At 70.9% G+C, this 19,911-nt stretch carries 17 protein-coding genes; 5 read left to right on the top strand and 12 right to left on the bottom strand.

Annotation, left to right across the window (positions count from 1 at the left end; translation table 11 throughout):
• Positions 1 to 258: 258 nt before the first annotated feature.
• The 4 genes from C1J01_RS03275 to purD form a co-directional block, all read right to left on the bottom strand.
• Complete coding sequence (locus tag C1J01_RS03275; protein ID WP_111175801.1) at positions 259 to 1,548, bottom strand: GTP cyclohydrolase IIa; 1,290 nt, start codon at positions 1,546 to 1,548, stop codon at positions 259 to 261.
• A 201-nt stretch (positions 1,549 to 1,749) separates the two neighbouring features.
• The gene (murA, locus tag C1J01_RS03270; protein WP_111175799.1) at positions 1,750 to 3,015 is read right to left on the bottom strand and encodes a UDP-N-acetylglucosamine 1-carboxyvinyltransferase; all 1,266 of its coding nucleotides are present in this window, start codon (positions 3,013 to 3,015) and stop codon (positions 1,750 to 1,752) included.
• A gap of 77 nt (positions 3,016 to 3,092) precedes the next feature.
• Positions 3,093 to 3,929, bottom strand: coding sequence for a phosphoribosylaminoimidazolesuccinocarboxamide synthase (locus C1J01_RS03265; RefSeq protein WP_111175797.1), 837 nt, complete (start codon positions 3,927 to 3,929; stop codon positions 3,093 to 3,095).
• Entirely contained in the window at positions 3,926 to 5,140 is a 1,215-nt protein-coding gene (gene purD / locus C1J01_RS03260; protein WP_111175863.1) for a phosphoribosylamine--glycine ligase, read from the bottom strand. The genes C1J01_RS03265 and purD overlap by 4 nt, the downstream gene beginning before the upstream one ends.
• A 362-nt stretch (positions 5,141 to 5,502) precedes the next feature.
• Here purD and corA point away from each other — a divergent pair, with 362 nt between their 5' ends.
• A complete protein-coding gene (corA, locus tag C1J01_RS03255) occupies positions 5,503 to 6,606 on the top strand; it encodes a magnesium/cobalt transporter CorA (protein ID WP_111175795.1) in 1,104 nt (367 codons plus the stop codon).
• A 30-nt stretch (positions 6,607 to 6,636) separates the two neighbouring features.
• Here the strand turns inward: corA and C1J01_RS03250 are convergent, their stop codons facing one another.
• Complete coding sequence (locus C1J01_RS03250; protein ID WP_111175793.1) at positions 6,637 to 7,593, bottom strand: glycerophosphodiester phosphodiesterase family protein; 957 nt, start codon at positions 7,591 to 7,593, stop codon at positions 6,637 to 6,639.
• 88 nt (positions 7,594 to 7,681) lie between these two features.
• Here C1J01_RS03250 and C1J01_RS52965 point away from each other — a divergent pair, with 88 nt between their 5' ends.
• A complete protein-coding gene (locus tag C1J01_RS52965; protein WP_268958567.1) occupies positions 7,682 to 8,299 on the top strand; it encodes a GNAT family N-acetyltransferase in 618 nt (205 codons plus the stop codon).
• A 57-nt stretch (positions 8,300 to 8,356) separates the two neighbouring features.
• Here C1J01_RS52965 and C1J01_RS03240 read toward each other — a convergent pair whose 3' ends face one another.
• The 6 genes from C1J01_RS03240 to C1J01_RS03215 are packed head-to-tail and all read right to left on the bottom strand — an operon-like array spanning position 8,357 to position 15,092.
• Positions 8,357 to 9,664: a GTP cyclohydrolase IIa gene (locus C1J01_RS03240; protein ID WP_111175791.1), complete on the bottom strand. Its 1,308-nt coding sequence runs from the start codon at positions 9,662 to 9,664 to the stop codon at positions 8,357 to 8,359.
• 1 nt (position 9,665) lies between these two features.
• The gene (locus C1J01_RS03235; RefSeq protein ID WP_111175789.1) at positions 9,666 to 10,466 is read right to left on the bottom strand and encodes an amidohydrolase family protein; all 801 of its coding nucleotides are present in this window, start codon (positions 10,464 to 10,466) and stop codon (positions 9,666 to 9,668) included.
• Positions 10,463 to 11,218, bottom strand: a complete 756-nt coding sequence (locus C1J01_RS03230) for an amidohydrolase family protein (protein ID WP_111175787.1) — start codon at positions 11,216 to 11,218, stop codon at positions 10,463 to 10,465. Before C1J01_RS03230 ends, C1J01_RS03235 begins: the two co-directional genes overlap by 4 nt.
• Positions 11,211 to 12,893, bottom strand: coding sequence for a heparinase II/III family protein (locus tag C1J01_RS03225; protein ID WP_111175785.1), 1,683 nt, complete (start codon positions 12,891 to 12,893; stop codon positions 11,211 to 11,213). Before C1J01_RS03225 ends, C1J01_RS03230 begins: the two co-directional genes overlap by 8 nt.
• Positions 12,890 to 13,873, bottom strand: coding sequence for a Gfo/Idh/MocA family protein (locus C1J01_RS03220; protein ID WP_235854221.1), 984 nt, complete (start codon positions 13,871 to 13,873; stop codon positions 12,890 to 12,892). The genes C1J01_RS03225 and C1J01_RS03220 overlap by 4 nt, the downstream gene beginning before the upstream one ends.
• Positions 13,863 to 15,092 carry an extracellular solute-binding protein gene (locus C1J01_RS03215; RefSeq protein ID WP_181448548.1) on the bottom strand — a complete coding sequence of 410 codons (1,230 nt, stop codon included), beginning with the start codon at positions 15,090 to 15,092 and terminating at the stop codon, positions 13,863 to 13,865. Before C1J01_RS03215 ends, C1J01_RS03220 begins: the two co-directional genes overlap by 11 nt.
• A gap of 236 nt (positions 15,093 to 15,328) precedes the next feature.
• Between C1J01_RS03215 and C1J01_RS03210 the strand changes: the two genes are divergently transcribed.
• The 3 genes from C1J01_RS03210 to C1J01_RS03200 are packed head-to-tail and all read left to right on the top strand — an operon-like array spanning position 15,329 to position 18,567.
• Positions 15,329 to 16,216, top strand: coding sequence for a carbohydrate ABC transporter permease (locus tag C1J01_RS03210; protein ID WP_235854220.1), 888 nt, complete (start codon positions 15,329 to 15,331; stop codon positions 16,214 to 16,216).
• Complete coding sequence (locus tag C1J01_RS03205; RefSeq protein ID WP_111175779.1) at positions 16,213 to 17,028, top strand: carbohydrate ABC transporter permease; 816 nt, start codon at positions 16,213 to 16,215, stop codon at positions 17,026 to 17,028. The genes C1J01_RS03210 and C1J01_RS03205 overlap by 4 nt, the downstream gene beginning before the upstream one ends.
• Positions 17,029 to 17,055: 27 nt before the next feature.
• A complete protein-coding gene (locus C1J01_RS03200; protein WP_111175777.1) occupies positions 17,056 to 18,567 on the top strand; it encodes a hypothetical protein in 1,512 nt (503 codons plus the stop codon).
• 18 nt (positions 18,568 to 18,585) lie between these two features.
• Here C1J01_RS03200 and C1J01_RS49530 read toward each other — a convergent pair whose 3' ends face one another.
• On the bottom strand, positions 18,586 to 19,905 hold the full coding sequence (locus tag C1J01_RS49530; protein WP_181448547.1) for a transcriptional regulator: 1,320 nt from the start codon (positions 19,903 to 19,905) through the stop codon (positions 18,586 to 18,588).
• Positions 19,906 to 19,911: the final 6 nt, after the last annotated feature.

Here is a 19,911-nt window from a genome sequence, read left to right as displayed (position 1 = left end):
ACCCTTACCCCACCAGGCAGCCGAGCACGGCCGCAGGGGCATCACAGGGGCGGAGAAGAGGCATCCGGGAAGCGGTCACCGGAACAGATTTGGTGCCCCCGTCCGAATCGCGTCGATCGGGGGCAGCGGAGAACATACCCCTCTCCGCCCGCGTCAACCAACCCATTGACAAAAGTCAGTGCGATAGCGCCCCCGGGGGCCCGCCGTCCTTCGGAAGGGGGAAGGCAGGACGGCGGACCCGGAACGGGGCGGCGGTCGTCAGCGTGGACCGAGCTTCTCCACGATCAGCCGGTAGAGCTGCCGGGGCCGCCCCGGCTGAGGCGTGCGGTTCGGCGGTAGCGGCCACGCGAGCCCCTCGTCAACCAGCGTGCGCAGCAACCGCCGTGCCGTACGCGGCGTGACGCCCAGCATCTTGCCCGCGCCTTCGGCGTCGACGACCGTGTCGCCGCCCTCCAGCTTGGCCGCCAGCCGGGCCAGCACTTCGACCCCCTTGGGCTTGAGCGCCGTCGCGCCCGTGGGCGGCATGCGGGGCGCCGGGATCAGCGCCCGGCCCTCCCTGTCGACCGCGAAACCCTGCGCCTGCTTGCCCGCCTGCGTGCGGGCCAGCGCGGCGCGGGCGTGCGACTCGGCGTCGTGGGTGGTCCGGCCCATCCCGACGCCGACCTCGACCGCGAGGCCGAGCTCGTCCCTGATCCGGCCCGCGAACGGCAGCACCCGGAACCCGTCGGTGGCCGCCGCGATGGACCCCCGCGTGGCCGTGACCAGGTAACTGTGGTCGTCGATGGGCCAGACCGTCGCGTTGATCCGGTTGGCCTCCTGGACCAGGAGCCGGTGCAGCGACAGCCGCAGCTCGTCGCGCCAGTAGCGCGGCGCGGCCCGGCGTACGGGCTCGCGCAGCGTCGGGACCTCCACGAGGACCACGGTGAGCTGTGACTCCTCCAGCCGGTGGTGCGCCCCGAGCAGCGCCGCCGTGTGCAGCGCCGTACGGACCGCCGCCGACGTCGGCCTGATCCTGATGACCGGCACGCCGGCGGCGTGCAGGCGCTCGGCCACCGCGGGCAGGCACGTCAGGGCTCCCGTCGTGGCGCCCTGCCGGACCAGCCGTTCGTGGTAGGCCGCGATCGTGCCGGTGGCGCCCGGCTCGTCGCGGCTGTGCACGTCGGAGGCCGGGATGCCGAGATCGGTGTACGCCTCCTCCACGTCGGCCCGGCTCACCACGTCGATGCTGACCCGCTGGGGGTCGATGCGGGTGTCGATCGCGGCCTTGGCCAGCGCCGCCACCAGTGCTGCTCCGCCGAGTTGCACGTACGTCGCGGGCATCGTCAGCACACCTGATCGCCGGGCCAGGTCGTAGGGGACCGGGCTGGCGAACAGGCACGCGTCGACACCGGGACCGAGCCGCGTCACCTTGTCGGGGGCCTCCTGCTCATCGCGATAGGCGGCCGCAACAAGGCGACACGGCAGCGGCGCCGCGGCGTGACCCATCAACATGACCCGCTCGACCAGATCGTGGGGTCCGACCACGCCAATGGTGAGGTCCGGTGTCATGGCGCCCGGGCGTGACACTCGGGGAGTTTCTTCGGCCCTCTCGACCAATGTTCGTCCCATCCTGCCGTCCGTTGCAGTGCTCTCTTTTGGAACGATCGCTTGCGGGGGCCGTAATGTCACGCCTGACTTTTCCGGAAAGTCGTTCTAGTTGACCGCCCGACTAGATGTCCTAGCAGCTCAACGCGGTTTTCTTGCCCTTTTTTAGTGTTCGGAAATCTCTCGTGTAATGTCCGCGCCGAGCGCACGCATTCGTGCCGCGAGATGTGCGTGGCCGCGGTCGATGAGGTATCCGGAGTCGATCACGGTCTCGCCTTCGGCCGCCAGACCCGCGAGCACGAGAGCGATGCCCGAGCGGAGGTCGTGGGCGGTCACCTGGGCGCCGGTCAGCGGCGTGCGGCCGCGGACGATCGCCCGGCTGCCGTCGACCTCGACGTTGGCGCCCATCTTGTTGAGCTCGCCGGCCAGGGCGAACCTGCCGTCGAAGATGCGCTCGTGGATGTAGCTGGTGCCGTCGGCGAGCGCCGCGACGGTCATCATCGGCGACTGCAGGTCGGTGGCGAAGCCGGGATAGGTGTCGGTGATGATGTTGATCGGCCGCAGCGGGCCCTCGCACCCGACGTGCAGCACCGCGCCCTGGCGGTGGAACTCGACGCCCATCTGCTCGAGCTTGTAGCGCACGACGCCGAGGTCGAGGCCGGTGCCGACGAGGCTGAGCTCGCCCCCGGTGATCGCCGCGGCCATCGCGAAGACGCCGGCGTCGAGCCGGTCGGGCATGACGGTGTGCTCGACGGCGTGCAGCTCCTCGACGCCCTCGACGGTGATGAACCCCGTGCCGCCGCCGCTGATGCGCGCGCCCATCTTGGTGAGCATGTCGATGACGTCGAGCACCTCGGGCTCCAGCGCGGCGTTCTCGATCACGGTGGTGCCCTTGGCCAGGGCGCCGGCCATGATGAGGTTCTCCGTGCCGGTGTGGGACGGGGTGTCGAGATAGAGGGTGGCGCCGGTCAGGCCGGCGGCCTTGACGTGGATGACGGTCTCGCCCTCGTCGACGATCGCGCCGAGGCGCTTGTAGCCGAGGTAGTGGAAGTCGAGGTTGCGGCTGCCGAGGTTGCAGCCGCCGACGCCTTCGACGACCGCCTCGCCGAGGCGGTGCAGCAACGCCGGGGTGAACAGCACCGAGCCGCGGAAGCGGCGGGCGATCTCGGCGGGCAGCACGGGGCTGCTCACCCGGGAGGCGTCGATGACCAGCGTGCGCTCTGACTCGTGCAGCTCGACGTACGCGCCGACGGACTCGGCCAGCTCGACCGCGCGGCGGACGTCTTCGATGATCGGCACGTTGCGCAGGACGGTGCGGCCCTTGGCGGCGAGCAGAGCCGCACCGATCATGGGAAGCACGGCGTTCTTCGCGCCCTGGATGAACGCGGTTCCACGCAGTGCGTTGCCACCGCGCACGCGGTAACGGACCATTCGTGCGGCTCCTTGGAAATAACGGTGAGGCTCGATCGGGCCAACAGTAGCCGCTCACACCACCTGGCCCAGCCGAATCATCCGCTAAAAGGAGCCCCCGTGATGCGCTCGTACGCTTCCAGGTATCGCTGCCGCGTGCGCTCTACCACGTGGTCGGGAAGGCGAGGTGGGGGGTTTCCAGAGGATTTGTCCCATCCAGATTCGGGCGAAAGTAGCCAATCGCGCACAAATTGCTTGTCAAAAGCATGCTGCGTACGGCCCGGGTGCCATTCGTCCGCCGGCCAGAAGCGTGACGAGTCGGGTGTGAGAACTTCGTCGCCCAGCGTCAGCACACCATCGGCGTCCCAGCCCAGCTCGATCTTGGTGTCGGCGACGATGATGCCCCGCTCGCGGGCGATCTCCGCCCCGCGCGAGTAGACGGCCAGCGTGATCTGCCGCAGCGCCTCGGCCGTCTCCGCGCCGACGTCCGCCACGACCCGCTCGTAGGCGATCGGCTCGTCGTGCTCGCCCAGCGGCGCCTTGGTGGACGGCGTGAAGATCGGCTCGGGCAGCCGCGAGCCGTCCTCCAGCCCGGGCGGGAGCGGCACGCCGGAGACCGCGCCGCTCTCGCGGTACTCGTTGAGCCCGCCGCCCGTGAGGTAGCCCCGGGCCACGCACTCGACCTGCACCATCCGCAGCGGCCGGCACAACACGCTGCGCAGGTCGTCGCCGCGCGCCACGACGTGGTTGGGCACGATGTCCTTGAGCTGGTCGAACCACCACAACGACATCTGCGTGAGGATCGCCCCCTTGTCGGGGATGTCGGGCTCCAGCACGTGGTCGAAGGCCGACAGACGGTCGGAGGCGACCATCAGCAGCAGGCCGTCGTCGGTCTCGTAGAGGTCTCGCACCTTGCCGGAGTGCACGTGTCTCATCGGGCGATGTCCGTCCTGTGGTGGGAGCCGCGCAGCTCGATGCGGCCGGCGAGATCATAGGCGGCGCGGCGCGCGCTCTCCTGGTCGGGCCCGTGGCCCACCACGTTGAGCACCCGCCCGCCGTCGGAGACCACCTCGCCGTCCTTCCTTCTCGTGCCGGCGTGCAGCACGTACGCGTCGTCCGTCGCCCCCAGCCCCCTGATCACGTCGCCCTTGACCGGGGCGGCGGGGTAGCCCTCCGACGCGATCACCACGGTCACGGCCGAGCCCGGCCTGAACACCGGGTCGAGCCCCAGCTCGCCGGTCGCGCAGGCCAACAGCAGCCCGCCGAGCGGCGTCTCCAGCCGGTCGAGCAGCACCTGCGTCTCGGGGTCGCCGAACCGGGCGTTGAACTCGACCACCTTCGGCCCCTTCGCCGTCAGCGCCAGCCCCACGTAGAGCACCCCTTGGTACGGCAGCCCGCGCCGCCCCAGCTCGGCGATCGTCGGGTGCACGACCTCGCGCATGACCTGCTCGGTCAGGCCCTCGGGCGCCCAGGGCAGCGGCGTGTAGGCGCCCATGCCACCGGTGTTGGGCCCCTCGTCGCCGTCGAGGGCGCGCTTGAAGTCCTGGGCGAGCTGGAGCGGCACGGCCGTGCTGCCGTCGCAGAGCGCGAACAGCGACACCTCGGGGCCGTCGAGGAACTCCTCGATCACCACCCGGTCGCACGCCCGCGCGTGCGCCAGCGCCTCGGCCCGGTCGGTGGTGACGACCACGCCCTTGCCCGCGGCCAGCCCGTCGTCCTTGACGACGTAGGGGGCGCCGAACTCGTCGAGCGCCGCCGCGGCCTCCGCCTCGGTGGTGCACGTCATGGACCGGGCGGTCGGCACGTCGGCCGCCTGCATGACCTCCTTGGCGAACGCCTTGGAGCCCTCGATCATGGCGGCCCCGCTGGACGGCCCGAAGCAGGCGATGCCCGCCTCGCGCACCGCGTCGGACACCCCCGCGACGAGCGGCGCCTCCGGCCCCACCACGACGAGGTCGATCCGCAGCCGGGTGGCCAGCTCGGCCACCTGCCCGGGGTCGAGGGGGTCGACGGGGTGCACGGTGGCGACCTCTTCGACGCCCGGATTGCCTGGGGCGCAGTGGAGCTCGCTGACCTGGGGATCGAGCTTGAGTGAACGGCACAGGGCGTGCTCACGCCCGCCGGAACCAATGACTAGAACGCGCACGCGGTCCATTCTCGCAGGCCCGCCGCACGCCACCCGCCCTAGGCCGCCCGCACGGCCCGATGACGGAATAAGCGACAACCTTTGTGGAGTTCTTCCTGAGCGCGCCTCTCCCGACGAGTATCGTCAGATCCGTTCACACGCCTGTGGTAGGTTAAGGCGGCTTTGCGGCGTCTCTTAGCGATTGGAGGTGGTCCGGGATGAATCCTGGTGATCCCAGCAGTACGTGGTCCGTCACGTACACCCCAGTTACCCCCGACCACTCCAATCCGGCAGCCTGATCGTGCCTCCACGCATGTTCGTTCGATTGAGGTGATCTCCCCATCGCGCGTGGAGCGTGCCAGGTCGGGCGGAAAGGGACTGCCATGCGCTCGTCCACGCTTTTCCGTCGCATCAACCGCCACCCCGTGCCGTCGCGCGCCGCTCACCAGCTGACCAAGCCGTTGCGTGACGTCCGTCTTCCCCCCGTCGACTCCGTCGTCGAGTTCGGCGCCTACGTCGAGGGCAAGAAGGTCGGCGCCCCCGGCATCATCGAGGCCCTGCGCCTCGTACGCGAGCACAACAAGGACGCCGAGGGCCCCAACGCGTTCGTCTGGGTGGGCCTGCACGAGCCGGCCGCTCCCGAGGTGGAGTGGCTGTCCGGGGTCTTCGGCCTGCACCCCCTGTCCGTCGAGGACGCCGTCAAGGCCCACCAGCGCCCCAAGGTCGAGCGGTACGGCGACTCGTTGTTCATGGTGCTGAAGACCCTCGCCTACCTCGACCACGACCAGTACGACGGCGAGATCATCGCCACCGGCGAGATCATGGTCTTCCTCGGCGTCGACTTCGTGGTGACCGTGCGCCACGGCGCGCACTGCCCGCTCACCGTCGTCCGCGAGCGCCTCGAAGGCGACCCCAAGCTGCTGAAGCGCGGCCCGGCGGGCGTCCTGCACGCCATCGCCGACCACGTGGTCGACCAGTACCTGCAGGTGGCCGACCTGATGCAGCTGGAGCTCGAAGAGGTCGAGGCGACCGTGTTCGCCGACGTCAGCTCCCGCGACATCAACCGCATCTACCAGCTCAAGCGCGAGATGCTGGAGATGAAGCGGGCCGTCACGCCGCTGCTGTCGCCGCTGTCGGCGCTCCCCCAGCGCCGCGTCATCCCGTCGGAGATGCGCGAATACTTCCGCGACGTCGGCGACCACCTGTCGCGGGTGTGCGAGCAGGTGGAGTCGTCCAACGAGTTGTGCAGCTCGATCCTGCAGGCCGCGCTCGCCCGCTCCAACGCCCTCGCCAACGAGGACATGCGCAAGATCTCGTCGTGGGTGGCCATCCTGGCGGTGCCCACGATGATCGCCGGCGTCTACGGGATGAACTTCGAGTTCATGCCGGAGACCAAGCAGGTGTGGGGCTATCCGGCGGTCCTGGCCGTCATGGTGACGGCCTGCGTGCTGCTGCACCGCGGCTTCCGCCGCAACGGCTGGCTCTGAGGCTTCCGCCGCAACGGCCGGCTCTGAAGGTCAGACGCCCACGGGGCGCAGCGGGGCGACGGGCTCGGGCAGCTCCAGGCCCCGCTCGCGCCACAGGTCGCGCATCCGGTCGGGATAGTCGGTGACGACGCCTGCCACGCCGAGGTCGAGCATCCGGCCGGCGAGCGCGGCGTCGTTGACCGTCCAGACCGCCACGTCGAGCCCGGCGGCGGACGCCTGCGCCATGAGGCGCTCGTCGACCATGACGTGCTCGGGCGAGAGCGTGGTGGCCCCCGCATCGCGCGCGGCGGCGGGCACGTCGTCGCCCACGCCGTCGTTCCAGTGGAGGGTGTCGGGCTCGATCAGGGCGAAGCGGCGGGTGCCGGGGGCCAGCCGGGCGGCCTCGCCGATGACGCGCCAGTCGAAGCTCAGGATGGCGGCGTTGCCGAGCCGGCCGTGCTTGTCGAGCTCCTCGACCACCATGCCGGTGAACATCGCCGGGTCGGCCGTCAGCTGCGGCCGGGTGGGGTCGGACTTGAGCTCGACGTGCAGCCGCACGCCCTCGGCCTCGTAGGCGTCGACCAGGCCGAGCACCGCGCCGAGCGTCGGCATGCGGGTCTCGGGCATGGGCACCTGGGTCAGCGCGAAGGGGTCGTCGGGGTGGCGCGGCAGGCGTACGCCGACGTCGAGCGTGCGCAGCTGCGCCAGGGTGAGGGCGTTGATCGGCTTGCCGACGTAGGGGTAGAGCGGGTCGCCGGCGTGGACCGGGCCGCGGTCGGCGCTGGTGACGGCCGAGACGGTGAGGTCGTGCGTGAGCACGAGACGGCGGTCGGCGGTGAGCGCGACGTCGAGCTCGAGCGCATGCACGCCCAGCTCCATCGTGCGGCTCATCCCCGGCAGAGTGTTCTCGGGCCACAGGCCCCGAGCTCCTCGGTGACCATGAATCTCAACGCGCACACCGAGGACCCTACCGGGCGGGGGGTGCGTCCAGGCAGTGCCACGCCGCATCCTTTTTATCCTGGTATGCCCCGTCGGCGAATTTATGGCAGACCTTAGGCTGTCCTCCGTGACGGAGGTTCTCAAACCCGCCAATTCAATGACAGTCCAGGCATGGGTCGATGGCTGGGTCGTCTCCCGCAACACCCCCAAGCCCGTACGCGAGCCGTGGGGGCTGCGCGTGGACGTGGGACTGCCGGGGCACGTGGCCCGGCACATCGTGCCCGGTCCGACGCCCGAGCTGCTGCGCCTCCTGACCCGGGCCGTCACCGCCCCGGGCACCTGGCTCAAGCTCTGCGGGCCCGCCGAGGCGGTCGCGCCCCACCTGCCGCCGGCCTGGGCGGTGAAGGAGCAGGAGTACATGATGGTCATGGACTCGTTGTCGCGGGCCCTGCCGCGTACTCCCGCCGGCTACGTCCCGGCGGTGACCACGCGGGCCGGCGTCACGGTCGCGCGGCTGCTGACGACGGACGGCGAGGTCGCCGCGCGGGGCCAGATCGCGCTGGCGGGCACGACGGCGGTCGTCGACCAGGTGGAGACGGCGGCCGGGCACCGCCGCCGCGGCCTCGGCACCGTGATCATGAAGATGCTCGCGTCCGCCGCGGTCTCGCGGGGCGCCCGCAGCGGCGTGCTCGTCGCCACGGAGCAGGGCCAGGCCCTCTACGCCACCCTCGGCTGGTCCCTGCACACCCCGGTCACCCCCGCCCTCATGACCTGACCCGGGCGACCCGCCGGAGGTCAGCCGGCCGCCTCACCCCAGGCGACCCGCCGGAGGTCAGCCCGCGATCAGGCGGTACGGCTGGCGAGGGCGGCCGGCCTGGGCGGACTTCACCGGGGGCAGCGCCCACGCCAGGCCCTCCTCCACCAGGTTCTGCAGCACCCGCCGGGCGCTCCGGGGAGCCACGCCCAGGATCTCCGCGACGATCTCCGCGTCCACGACCATGGCCTCGGGGTCCTCGCCGAGCGACTGGACGAGCCGATCCCTGATCTTCACCGCCTTGGAGTCGGCCGGCTCGCGCACCACGTCGGCCCGCGCGCGCCGGCGCATGGGCAGCGACACCGCGTTCCCGTCACTGTCGATCATGAACGCGGCCGCCGCCTCCGCCGCGCGGGCGCGTTCGAGCGCCGTCACGGCGTTCGCGTCGGCGTCCCGGGCGGTGTGGCCGAGCCCGAGGCCGACCTCCACCTCCAGGCCGACCTCGGCCCGTACCCGGTCCATGAACGGCGCCACCCTGAACCCGTCGGTGGCCTGCGACAGCGCCCCCACCGTGGTGGTCACCACGTAGGTGTTCTCCTCGCGCGGCACCACCGTGGCGCCCATCAGCCGCGCCTCCGCCAGCAGCGCCCGGTGCAGCCGCAGCTTGAGCTCCTGCTGCCAGTAGTTGCCGGGGCCCGAGTGGCCGGGCCGGACGGAGGCCGCGAGCGACACCAGCACGATCGCGAGCTGCGCCTCCTCCAGCCGGTTGCCCGCGCCGAGCAGCGCCGCGGTGTTGATGGCCTGCCGCAGCGTGCTCGTGGACGGCATCATGCGCAGCACCGGCACCCCGTCGGCCTCCAGCCGGGTGGCGACCGTGCGGACCGTGGTGAGCGCGGCGGTGGTGGCGCCCTCGCGGTGCAGGCGCTCGTGGAAGCCGATGAAGTCGCGCACGGAGTCGGGCTGGAAGTACTCGGAGACGTGCACCGACGCCATCGGCACGCCGATCTCTTCGTAGGCCTCGGCGACCTCGTCGGGCGCGATGGAGTCGATGCTCACCCTGGCCGGGTCGACGCCGTGGGCGAGCACGCCGCGCAGCAGCGTGGCGTACAGGCCCGAACCGCTCACCGGCACGAACGTGGACGGGACGCTGATCTCACCCGACTGCCGGGCCAGGTCGTATTGGAGCGGTCCGGCGAACAGCACGGCGTCGATGCTGTCCATGATCTTGCTGAGCTTCTCGTGCGTCTCGTTCTCGCCGGCGTGCGGCGCGCCGACGAGCCGCAGGGTGCCGGCCGTCGGCAGGGTCGCCCCGATGTGCACGATCTGCTCGACCAGATCATGAGGACCGACCACGCCGATCGCGATCTTGGATCGAAGCCGCTCCACGTCATGCCCCTCGTCCGCCGAGCAGGCCGGTGACGGTTCCCCCGAGCACCGCTGCCCTTTCCTCATCCGTGAGTTGTGAGAACAGTATGCGGCCCAGCGACATCCGCAGATCGATGAAGGGGAAGTCGGAGCCGTACACCACGCGGTCCGCGCCCACCTCACGCACCATCCGCACGATGTCCGCCCCCGAGTTGTACGAACCGCACACCTCCAGGATGACGCGTTCGTGCCGCTTCGCCACCTCGATGGACTGGTCGATGCCGAGCGGCGTCACCCCGGAGTGCCCGGCGAGCAGCGTCACGCCGGGATGGCGGGCGGCCACCTCGTCCACGTGGCGCAGGTCGTTGTACGGCGACCCGCTGTAGGTGTGCGTGAGCACCGGGAACCGCGACGCCGCGGCGAACTCCCACACCGGCGCGTACCGGGCGCCGGTGAGCGGGTAGTCGTGCAGGTCCGGATGGAGCTTGATCCCCACGAACCGGGGGTCGTCGCCCCAGCGGGCCAGCTCCCCGTCCGGGTCCTGCCAGGGGTTGACCGTGAGGTAGCCGCTGAAGCGGTCGGGGGCCTGGCCGACGATCGCCGCCGTGGCCGCGTTCCCGGCCGCGGCGTCGAGCTGGATCGCGAGGTGGCTGGAGAGCACGGCGTGCGCCACCCCGCACCGGTCCATGACCCGCAACATCCCCGCCGCGTCCGGGTCGGGGATGAAGAACACGCTGTACGGCCCCGCGTGGGCGTGCGCGTCCACGATGCGCGTCACGGTCTGCGGCCGCCGCTCCCACACGGCCTGTGCCAGCCGGTTCATGCCGCTCTGACCTCCTGCCCGATCAGCCGGCGGAGGTTGCCCCCGCCGATCGCCGCCACCTGCGCGTCGTCCAGCTCCGACCAGAGCAGCCGGGTAACCGCCTCCGCCGGGTCGCGGTACGGCGTCCCGGTGCCGAAGAGGAACCGGCCCGCTCCGAACCGTTCGACCAGCCATTCGAGCCCTCGGTGGGAGGACAGGTCGGCCAGGCCGACGTACACGTTCGGGGCGCGGTCGAGCACCCCGGCGATCTGCCGCAACATCCGGTATCCCGCGCCTCCGACGACGACGCGCAGCCGCGGATGCGCCCGCGCGACGGCCTCCGTGACCGGCCAGCCCGCCTGCCCGGCGTCCACGAGCAGCGGCAGCCGTACGGACGACAGGGCGTCCAGCACGGGGGCGACGTCGGGGCCCGCGAGGTCGTAGCCGTGGTCGGCCGGGAAGGCGCGCACGGCGCGGACCCCGGCGGCCACGGCGGCCTCGGCGAAGCCGGCGCCGATCTCGCCGCAGGTGTCGGGCAGCAGCACCCAGCACGCGCTCAGCCTCGGCTCCCCGGCGACCAGGCCGAGCAGCTCGCGGTTGCCGCGCGCGGGGTCGTGCAGCCAGGCGGTCATGTTCGCGACGAGTGCCCCCGATATGCCGACGCGGTCCATGGCGGCCAGCAGCTCGGCCGCGGTACCGCCGCCCACGTCGCGTCGCGGGTGGCGGCCCAGCATGGCGTCCGCGTCGATCAGGACCGGCAGGTCCTCACTCATCGCCGCCCCAGTGCTGGGAGCTCTCCCCTCGGCTCCAGCCGTACGCGGTGAACGTGTCGGTGGTGCCGTCGATCGTGACGCGGGATTCGGTCACGCTCACCTCGGGCGGTTCGCCGTGGAAGGGGACGATGGCGACGGTGAACCTGCCGTCGCGTCTGCGCAGTCCCAGCAAGTGGATCTCGCCGTACTCCGCGGTGCGGGTGCGCTGGTCGGGGATGCGGGCGGGACCGTTCCCGTGGAGGATCTCGTCGGGCGGCGCGGACGGGACGACGAGCAGGCGCCCGCTGACATGCCCGGAGCCGTGCGGCCGCCACGGCTCCAGGCCGTGCAGCTGCCAGATCGCCTCGGCGTCGATCGTGTCGGTGACCAGCCAGTACGACGGCTCGTCGTGGACGAAGACGATCCTGCGGTCGTGCCGCTGCGCGTAGCCGTGGTGGTGCCCCGCGAAGACGTCGGCGTGCTCGCCGGTCACGAACAGGTCGAGCTCGGCCCGCCGGTCCTCGGTGTAGTCCTGGCCGGGCACGAGGAGCGTGTTGTGACCGCGGGTGGCCTGGTACCAGTCGTAGTAGCCGGGGTCGTCGTACGACGGCGGCCCGCCCGCCTCCCAGGCCAGCGGCCCGTCCCGGTCGGCCAGCACGAAGTCGAGCGCGGCGTGGTGACTGTGCGGCTCCAGCTCGTGGCCGACGTACGGGCCGTAGTTGACGACCGCGTACCGGCCGGCGCCGCGCATGACCGCGTACGCGCTGGCCGGCAGCAGGCAGGAACCGTCGGGCACGGCGACCTTCGGCCCCTTGGCGAGCAGCTCCGCCGGCCAGACCACGCCGCTGTCCTGAAGGTGCGGCACCCACCCGCCGGGCGCCTCCAGCGCGGCCAGCCACGCGTGCATGGCCGCGACCTTGGGGTGCTCGCCGATCCGCGGGTCCAGCGCCACCGCACGCTGCAACGACTCCAGGACCATGACGTGGTAGCCGGGCGAGCGCTCGTGGTGGCCGCCGTCGGCGCGCACGTCGCGTTCGAGATGGTCGAAGACGCGCGCCCGCGCGACCTCCGCCCACGAGGCGGCCTCCGGGAGCTCCGGGTAGAGGGTGGCCGCGTGCAGCAGCTCGCAGGCGCAGACGAACTGCCAGTTGCCGTGGCGGAACGTGTCGTGCTCCTCCGCCGCCCAGCGGGCGCCGCCGATGACGGTCTTGAGCATGCGCGTCCAGCAGCCGTCGCCGAGCGCGGGCTCCTCGGCGAAGACCGCGAGCGCCGCGTTGACGTGCATCGAACGGGCCCAGACGCCGAGGGAGTACCAGACCACGTCGAGCCCCGGCCAGTCGCCCTCGACCTGGTCCCTGGTGTCGTACCAGCGGGTGAAGAGGCGGTCCCACTCCTTGGCGTAGACCGGATCGCCCGTGCGGGCGTAGGCGGACACCAGGGGCATCATCCAGCGCAGGTAGTGGAAGCCGTACAGGCGGGAGCGGCCGCGGCTTCTGTCGAGGAAGTCGACCTCCTGGCCGATGAGGGCGTCCGCCGCCGCGACGTCGTCCCTGCCGAGGTCCCACAGCGGCTTCGGACGGCGCCAGTGGCGGGTCTCGGCGACGGTGGCGGCGCCGAGCGCGGCCAGCAGGTCCTCGTCGCTGATGTGCCGCATGCGCGTCTCGTGGACGTGCGGCGGCTTCTCCACGTACGTCACAGCGTCACCGGCCGCCCGGTCTCGGCCGACTCGTGCGCGGCGGCGAGCACGGCGGTCACCTGGCGGGAGCTCTCCACCGTGATGAGCGGCTCGGCGCCGGTGCGGGCGCAGTCCACGAAGTGGTGGATGGCGTCGCGGTAGGCTCCGGCGGGCTGACCGTGCACCACGCGCTGCAACATGTTGCGCGGGTAGGTGTAGGCCTTGGCGGTGGCCACCTGGATGTTCTCCTTCTGGCGGTCGAGCTGGATGACGCCGTCCTCGCCGGTGACGGTGACGTAGCTGTCCACAGTGGTAGGGAAGGTGTTGGGGTAGATCCAGGCCGACTCGAAGGTGGCGACGGCGCCGCGGCTGTAGCGGACCTGGATCTGCATCGCGTCGGGGGTGTCGATGCCCATGCCGCGCAGCTTCCCGTGCCGCGCGGTGGCGAAAACCTCCACCGCCACGTCGTCGTACAGCCAGGTGACCAGGTCGATGTCGTGGCTGGACAGGAACCACGCGCACGTCGTCCGGTCCGCCCAGCCGATCATCTCGGTCGGGACGTGGATGGTGTCGTTCTTGCGCGCGTAGGCGACGACGGGCTCGCCGATCAGCTCCATCTGGTCCTTCGCCTGCGCGTACGCCGGCACCCAGCGGTGGTTGAACAGGCACATCGCGACCACGCCCGCCGCGCGGACGGCGGCGACGGCCCGGTCGGCGTCCGCAACGGTGGTGGTGAACGGCTTCTCCACCAGGATGTGCAGACCGGCCTCGGCCGCGGCCACCATCACGTCGGCGTGCAGGTGGTCGGGCGTGGTGATCGACACGGCGTCGACCGCGCCGGAGGCGATGAGGTCGTGGTAGTCGGAGTGGACGGCGGCGTCGCCGAGCGGCCTGCGCGAGACCGCGGTGACCTCGGCGTCGGGGTGCGCGGCCAGCACTTCCGCGTGGCCGCGCCCCATGATGCCGGTGCCGACGATGCCGACCCTCAACTTAGGCAGCAAGGGCTTGGTTCCATTTCTCTTCGGCTGCGTCGAGCGCTTCCTGCGCGCTCTGGCCTCCCTGCAGGAAGGCCCTGACCTCCTCCAGGAAGTACTCGCCCAGCTCGGCGTCCTTGTCGGTGCCGAGCGGCTGGTACTGCAACTGGGGCAGGCCCTTCACGATCACCTGCCGGGCGGTGGCCATCGCGTCGCCGCCGGCGGCCTCGGTGAAGAACGGGTCCTTGGTCGAGGAGATCGTCGAGGGGTAGATCGGCACGATCTTGCAGAAGGCGAGCTGGTTGACGCCGTTGGTGAAGAACTTGATGAACTCGGCGGCGGCCTTCTTGTTCGTGGACGCCTTCGGGATGGAGAACGCCTGCTGCGCCAGCAGCAGGTAGCCGCCGGTGCTCATCTTCACCGGCTCGGTGACGACGAGGTCGTCGTAGACGTCGGGGGCGTTCTTCTGCGTGTTGAGCAGCTCGGCGGCGTTGGCCATGGGCTTGAAGGCGACCTGGCCGTTGTCGAGCGACTGCGGCAGCGACCGGATGTCCTTGGAGATGGCGCCGGGCGCGATGCCCTTGCCGTCGTAGCTCTTCTTGAACTTCTCCAGGACCGTCACGGCCTCGGGCGTGTTGAACGCGGCCGTCCTCCTGTCGGCCGACAGCGGCTCGATCCCGTAGTAACGCAGCACGTTGACGTCGGGGATGCTGTTCATGCCGTGGACGCCGGTCTCCTGGTAGACCTTGTCGGCCAGCGCGAGGGCCTCGTCGAAGCCGGCCGGCGGGGTCTTCTCGTCGAAGCCGGCCTTCTCGACGACGGACCTGCGGTACATCGCGACGGGGGCGCCGCCGTTGTACCACGGCACCGCGTACAACTTGCCGTCGAAGCGCAGCGGCTCGACCAGGTTGGGCTGGAAGTCCGCGAGCGCGGCCTGGTCGAAGTAGGCGTCGAGGGGTTCGAGCGAGGGCGTGAAGCGGCCCAGCTCGACGGAGTTGACGTTGACCGCGTCGGGCACGTCGCCACTGGCCACGGCCGCGAGGAGTTTCGTGGCGCTCTCGGCCCCGGGCACGTCGACCCAGTTGACCTTCACCTTGGGGTGTTGCCGCTGGTATTCGGCGATGAGGCCGGTGATGTAGTCGCTGTAGTTCTTCTTCAGGTTGATCGTCCAGAACTCGACCTCGCCCTCGAAGGGCCGGCCGGCCGAGGCGGTTTGCGGGGCGCTGCTCGTGGTGGTGCCTGCCACGCATCCGGTGGTGAGGGATAGCGCGAGCGCACATGCCAGTAAGGCTCGACGAGACATGGACGAAACCTCCTCTTAATATGGCCGTCCTTTATCTCACTTTCGGCAGCGTGACAGTCTTTCCTGGTATTCGTCAATAGCCGGGCACTCTTGACCTGACTAGGTGCCGATTATACGCTCCCACCAAATTATGGCCGTCCCTTATCACTGCTTAGGATGGCACTAAGGATGTGATGCCTATGGCCGCCACCCGGATGCCCGGACAGCGGTGGTACACCCCCTACTTGTTTGCGCTGCCCGCCCTCGTCCTGTTCGGCGTGTTCTTCGCCTGGCCGGCCGTCACCGCCATCCAGCTGTCGGTTCTCCACTACGACGTGGTCTCGCCGCCCACGTTCGCCGGGACGGACAACTTCACCCGCATGCTCGGCGACGAGCGCTTCTGGAAGTCGCTGCTCAACTCGGTGCTCTTCCTCGTCGGGATGTTCCCGCTGCTCGTCGTGCTGCCGCTGCTGCTCGCCGTGCTGGTCAACCAGAAGCTGCCGGGCATCAGGACGTTCCGGATGCTCTACTACCTGCCGGTCGTGACCTCGATGGTCGCCGTCGGCGTGGCCTGGGAGTACGTCTTCCACCAGCAGGGCGTGCTCAACTGGCTGCTCACCGCCTTCGGGCTGCTGGACCAGCCGATCCAGTACCTGCTCGACCCCTTCTGGGCGCTGCCCGCGCTGGTGCTGGTCGAGGGCTGGAAGAGCATGGGGTTCTACATGATGATCTATCTCGCCGGTCTGCAGACGATCCCCACCAGCCTGTACGAGGCCGCGAAGGTGGACGGCGCCGGCGCCTGGGTACGGCTGCGCCGCATCACCGTGCCGCTCATGGCGCCCTACATCGCGGTGGCCTTCACCATGGAGATGCTCGACTCCATGCAGGCCTTCACCTCGATCTACGTCATGACCAGGGGCGGCCCGCAGGACGCCACCCTCACGCTCGGCTACTACATCTGGTCCGCCGCCTTCGAGCACTACGAGATGGGCTACGCCAGCGCCATGGGCCTGGTGCTCTGGGTGCTGATGATCGGGATGGCCCTGCTCAACCACCGGATCAACAAGGGACAGGCGGTGGTCGCGTGATCCTCCGCAGAGCAGGGACGTACATCCTGCTGACGGCGATCGCCCTCGCCTTCGTCGGGCCGTTCCTCATCCTGCTGTCGGCCGGGCTCAAGCCCGCCGACCAGGCCGTCTTCTCGTTCCCGCCGGACGTCATCCCCAGGCCGCCGGTGCTGGACTGGGTGATCGAGGCGTGGACGGCCATCCCGTTCCCGCACTACATGTGGAACTCGGTGATCTACGTGGCGATCACCGTGCCGGCGTACCTCATCGTGTCGGCGTTGTGCGCGTACCCGCTGGCGCAGATGCGGTTCAGAGGGCGCAACCTGATCTTCTTCGCCATCCTGTCCACGATGTTCCTGCCCGGCGAGGTCATGCTGATCCCCCGCTTCATGGTGGTCTCTCAGCTGGGCATGGCCGACACCTTCGCGGGGGTGATCCTGCCCGGCATCCTGTCGGCATTCGGGATCTTCCTGCTCCGCCAGACGTTCGCCGGGGTGCCGCGCGAGATCGTGGACGCCGCCCGCACCGACGGCTGCCACGAACTGCGCATCTTCTGGCACGTCATGCTGCCGGCGGCCAGGCCGACCCTGGCCATCCTCGCGATCTTCGGCTTCATCTCGGTCTGGAACAGCTTCCTGTGGCCGCTGGTGGTGCTGAAGGACTCCGCCAAGTATCCGATCGCCCTGGGCGTCGCCTACCTCGCCGGCATCACCGGCACCGACGTCCGCTCCCTCGCGGCCGGCACGATCCTGTCGATCGTCCCGGTCGTGGTCGTCTTCATGCTCATGCAACGGCACGTACTCGAAGGAATGCGCGGCGCGGTGAAGGGCTGACGCCCGCGCGGAAGGAGCAGCACCCCGATGTTGACACGCAGGCAGTTCGGTTTAGGAGCGCTCGCCGCCGGCGCGCTCGCCCTGGCGCCGGCCACCCGCGCCGCCGCCGACGGACACGACTACACCTCCCGCGAGACCTTCGACCATTTCGACCGGACCTGGTACGCCGGCGCCGGTGGCGAGCAGGCGGCGGGCACCAACGAGCACGGCGGGCTGGCGTGGGGCCAGTCCTACGCCCTGGCCGGTTTCATGCGTATGTACGAGACGTACAAGGACACCCACTACCTGGACCGGGTGATCGAGACCGTCGACCAGATCCTGGCCAACCGCGACTCCGAGCGCGGCTTCACCGACTACCAGGGGCGGTCGCTGCCCGCCTGGCGGGCCATGCATCCGTACACGCTGGGCAAAATCACGCTGAACGACGCCGACGGGCGGCCGGCGCTGGAGGTGCGCAGCGCGGTCAGCTACGCCGATCTGACCACCGTGACCGTGCGCTCGGGCACGTCCGAGGCGCGGTTCACGCTGGAGGTACGCGGCCGGACCGGCACCACGTCGACCTTCGCCGACCTGACCATGGACCCGGGCTCGCCCGACTTCGCCCCCGACCGGATCCTGGCCGCGTACCCGTCGTCCATGCAGGTGACGGCCAAGGCGCTGGGCACAGGGGTGCCGGTCGCGAGCAGCACGTCGCTGGTCTCCCAGCCGGTGGTGTTCACGGTGCACACCGGGATGATCACGTGGGGCATGGCGTCGTTCGTGCGGGTGGTGCTCGGAACACCGACACTCCGTTCTGTCCCGAAATATCGTGCTAAAGCGGAGGAATACCTCCAGGCGGTGCGCGACGCCGCCGCCGCGCACGACGACGAATGGCGCCAGACCGACGACGGGTACGGCTACTTCGTCTGGAACAAGGGCACCCCGCTCGCCTACGACGGCACCGAGCAGCCCACCAACCAGTTCCTCGCGCTCGGCCAGACCTACGCCGAGATCTACGCCGCGACCGGCGACCCCTTCTACGGCGACCGGGTGCGGGCGCTCGCGCGCACGTTCGCCCGCGAACTCAAGCCGGGCCCGAACGAGGCCTACACCTGGTCGTACTGGCCGACGTTCGGCCACACCTACCGCGGGTTCACCAAGAGCCAGCGGATCTCCGAGTTCACCCCGTCGGGCAACGGCGCCCGGCAGATCGAGGACCTCAGCCACGGCGCCATCGACGTGGAGTTCGCCGTGCTCGCCTTCCGCAACCGGCTCGGCTTCAACGGCGCCGACATGGTCCGGCTCGCCCGCGCGTACACCAGGAACATGGCCACCACCGACCCGCAGGGGGTGCCGACCACGACGCTCCGCGTGGACGGCACCGGCGGCTTCGCGGCGGCCGGCCAGTATCTGCAGGCGCCGCGCTGGATGGCCCTCGCGCCCTGGGACGAGGCGCTGCACCCGCACGCCCTGTCCGTCTACGTCGGCCGCGCGCTGCAGGTCGACCAGGGCTCCCACCTGCTGGGCGTGGCCTACCTCAACTGGGGCGCGCGCCGCTGACGCGAGGCGGGCCCGCGTTCAGCGGGTGATGAGGCGGTACGGCTGACGGGGGCGGCCCGCCCGCGTCGACCGCACCGGGGGCAGCGCCCAGGCCAGACCCTCCTCGACCAGGTGTTGCAGCACCCGCCTGGCGCTCCTGGGCGCAAGGCCGAGGATCTCGGCGACGGTCTCGGCGTCGACCACCACGCAACCGGGCCCGAGCCGCTCGACCAGCCGGTCACGGATCCGCACCGCCCGGGAACCGGGCGCCCGCCCAGAACGGGGGCCGGGCTCCCGGGCGCCCGGCTCCGCGACCGTGCCGGGGCCTCGGGCCTCCCTGGAGGCGGCGCGTCCGTGTGCGGGCAGCGGCAGTGCCACGCCGTCGCCGTCCACCAGGTACGCCGCCGTCCCCGCGGCGCGGGCGCGGTCGAGCGCGGCCGCGGCGTGGGCGTCGGCGTCCCTGGCCGTGCCGCCGAGGCCGAGGCCGCACACCACGTCGAGGCCCACCTCGGCGCGCACCCGGCCGACGAACGGCGCCGTCCGGAAGCCGTCGGTGACCCGCGACAGCGCCCCCGCCGTGGTGATCAGGGCGTAAGCGTGCTCCTCACGCGGCACGACCATGGCGCCCATCAGCCGCGCGTCGGCCAGCAACGACCGGTGCAGCAGCAGCCTCAGCTCCTGCTGCCGGTAGTCGCCGGGATCGGCGGGGCCGGGCCTGGCCACGGGCGACACCAGCGCGATCGCGATCTGCGACTCCTGCGCCCGGTTGCCCGCCCCGAGCAGCGCCGCGGTGTCGATGGCCCGGCGCACCGTGCTCGCGGCGGGGGTCATGCGCAACACCGGCACCCCGCCGGCCGTCAGCCGGGTGGCGACGGTGCGGACCGTGGTGAGGGCCGCCGTGGTCGCGCCCTGGCGGTGGAGACGCTCGTGGAAGCCGGCGAAGCCGCGCACGGAGTCGGGCCGCCGGTATTCGCAGACGTGCACGCCCGCCGTGGGCAGGCCGATCTCGTCGTACGCCTCGGCGACCTCGTCGGGCGCGATGGAGTCGATGCTCACCCGGGCCGGGTCGACCCCCTGCCCCAGCGCCCCGCGCAGCAGCGCGGCGTAGAGCCCGGCCCCGTTCACCGGCACGTAGGTGGCCGGGACGTCGAGCTCGCCCGCCTGCCTGGCCAGGTCGTACTGGAGCGGGCCGGTGAACAGCACCACGTCGACGCCGCCGATGATCCTGCTGTCGTGGGGGACGCTCACCAGGCGGAACGTCGCCGCCGTCGGCAGGCCGGCCCCGACGTGCACGATCCGCTCCACCAGGTCGTGCGGGCCGGCCACCCCGATGGCGATCCTCGATCGATGCCGTTCCACGGCACG

This window comes from Nonomuraea aridisoli, from assembly GCF_003236395.1.
Lineage (GTDB): Bacteria > Actinomycetota > Actinomycetes > Streptosporangiales > Streptosporangiaceae > Nonomuraea > Nonomuraea aridisoli.
Note: the sequence above shows the minus strand (reverse complement) of the source record. Positions and strands in the feature narration are given on the sequence as shown.

Excerpts from the sequence above, each read along its gene's own strand:
- C1J01_RS03275 (WP_111175801.1), bottom strand. The coding sequence starts at position 1,548 with ATGACACCGGACCTCACCATTGGCGTGGTCGGACCCCACGATCTGGTC.
- murA (WP_111175799.1), bottom strand. The coding sequence starts at position 3,015 with ATGGTCCGTTACCGCGTGCGCGGTGGCAACGCACTGCGTGGAACCGCG.
- C1J01_RS03265 (WP_111175797.1), bottom strand. The coding sequence starts at position 3,929 with ATGAGACACGTGCACTCCGGCAAGGTGCGAGACCTCTACGAGACCGAC.
- corA (WP_111175795.1), top strand. The coding sequence starts at position 5,503 with ATGCGCTCGTCCACGCTTTTCCGTCGCATCAACCGCCACCCCGTGCCG.
- C1J01_RS03250 (WP_111175793.1), bottom strand. The coding sequence starts at position 7,593 with ATGCGGCGTGGCACTGCCTGGACGCACCCCCCGCCCGGTAGGGTCCTC.
- C1J01_RS52965 (WP_268958567.1), top strand. The coding sequence starts at position 7,682 with ATGACAGTCCAGGCATGGGTCGATGGCTGGGTCGTCTCCCGCAACACC.
- C1J01_RS03235 (WP_111175789.1), bottom strand. The coding sequence starts at position 10,466 with ATGAACCGGCTGGCACAGGCCGTGTGGGAGCGGCGGCCGCAGACCGTG.
- C1J01_RS03230 (WP_111175787.1), bottom strand. The coding sequence starts at position 11,218 with ATGAGTGAGGACCTGCCGGTCCTGATCGACGCGGACGCCATGCTGGGC.
- C1J01_RS03210 (WP_235854220.1), top strand. The coding sequence starts at position 15,329 with ATGGCCGCCACCCGGATGCCCGGACAGCGGTGGTACACCCCCTACTTG.
- C1J01_RS03200 (WP_111175777.1), top strand. The coding sequence starts at position 17,056 with ATGTTGACACGCAGGCAGTTCGGTTTAGGAGCGCTCGCCGCCGGCGCG.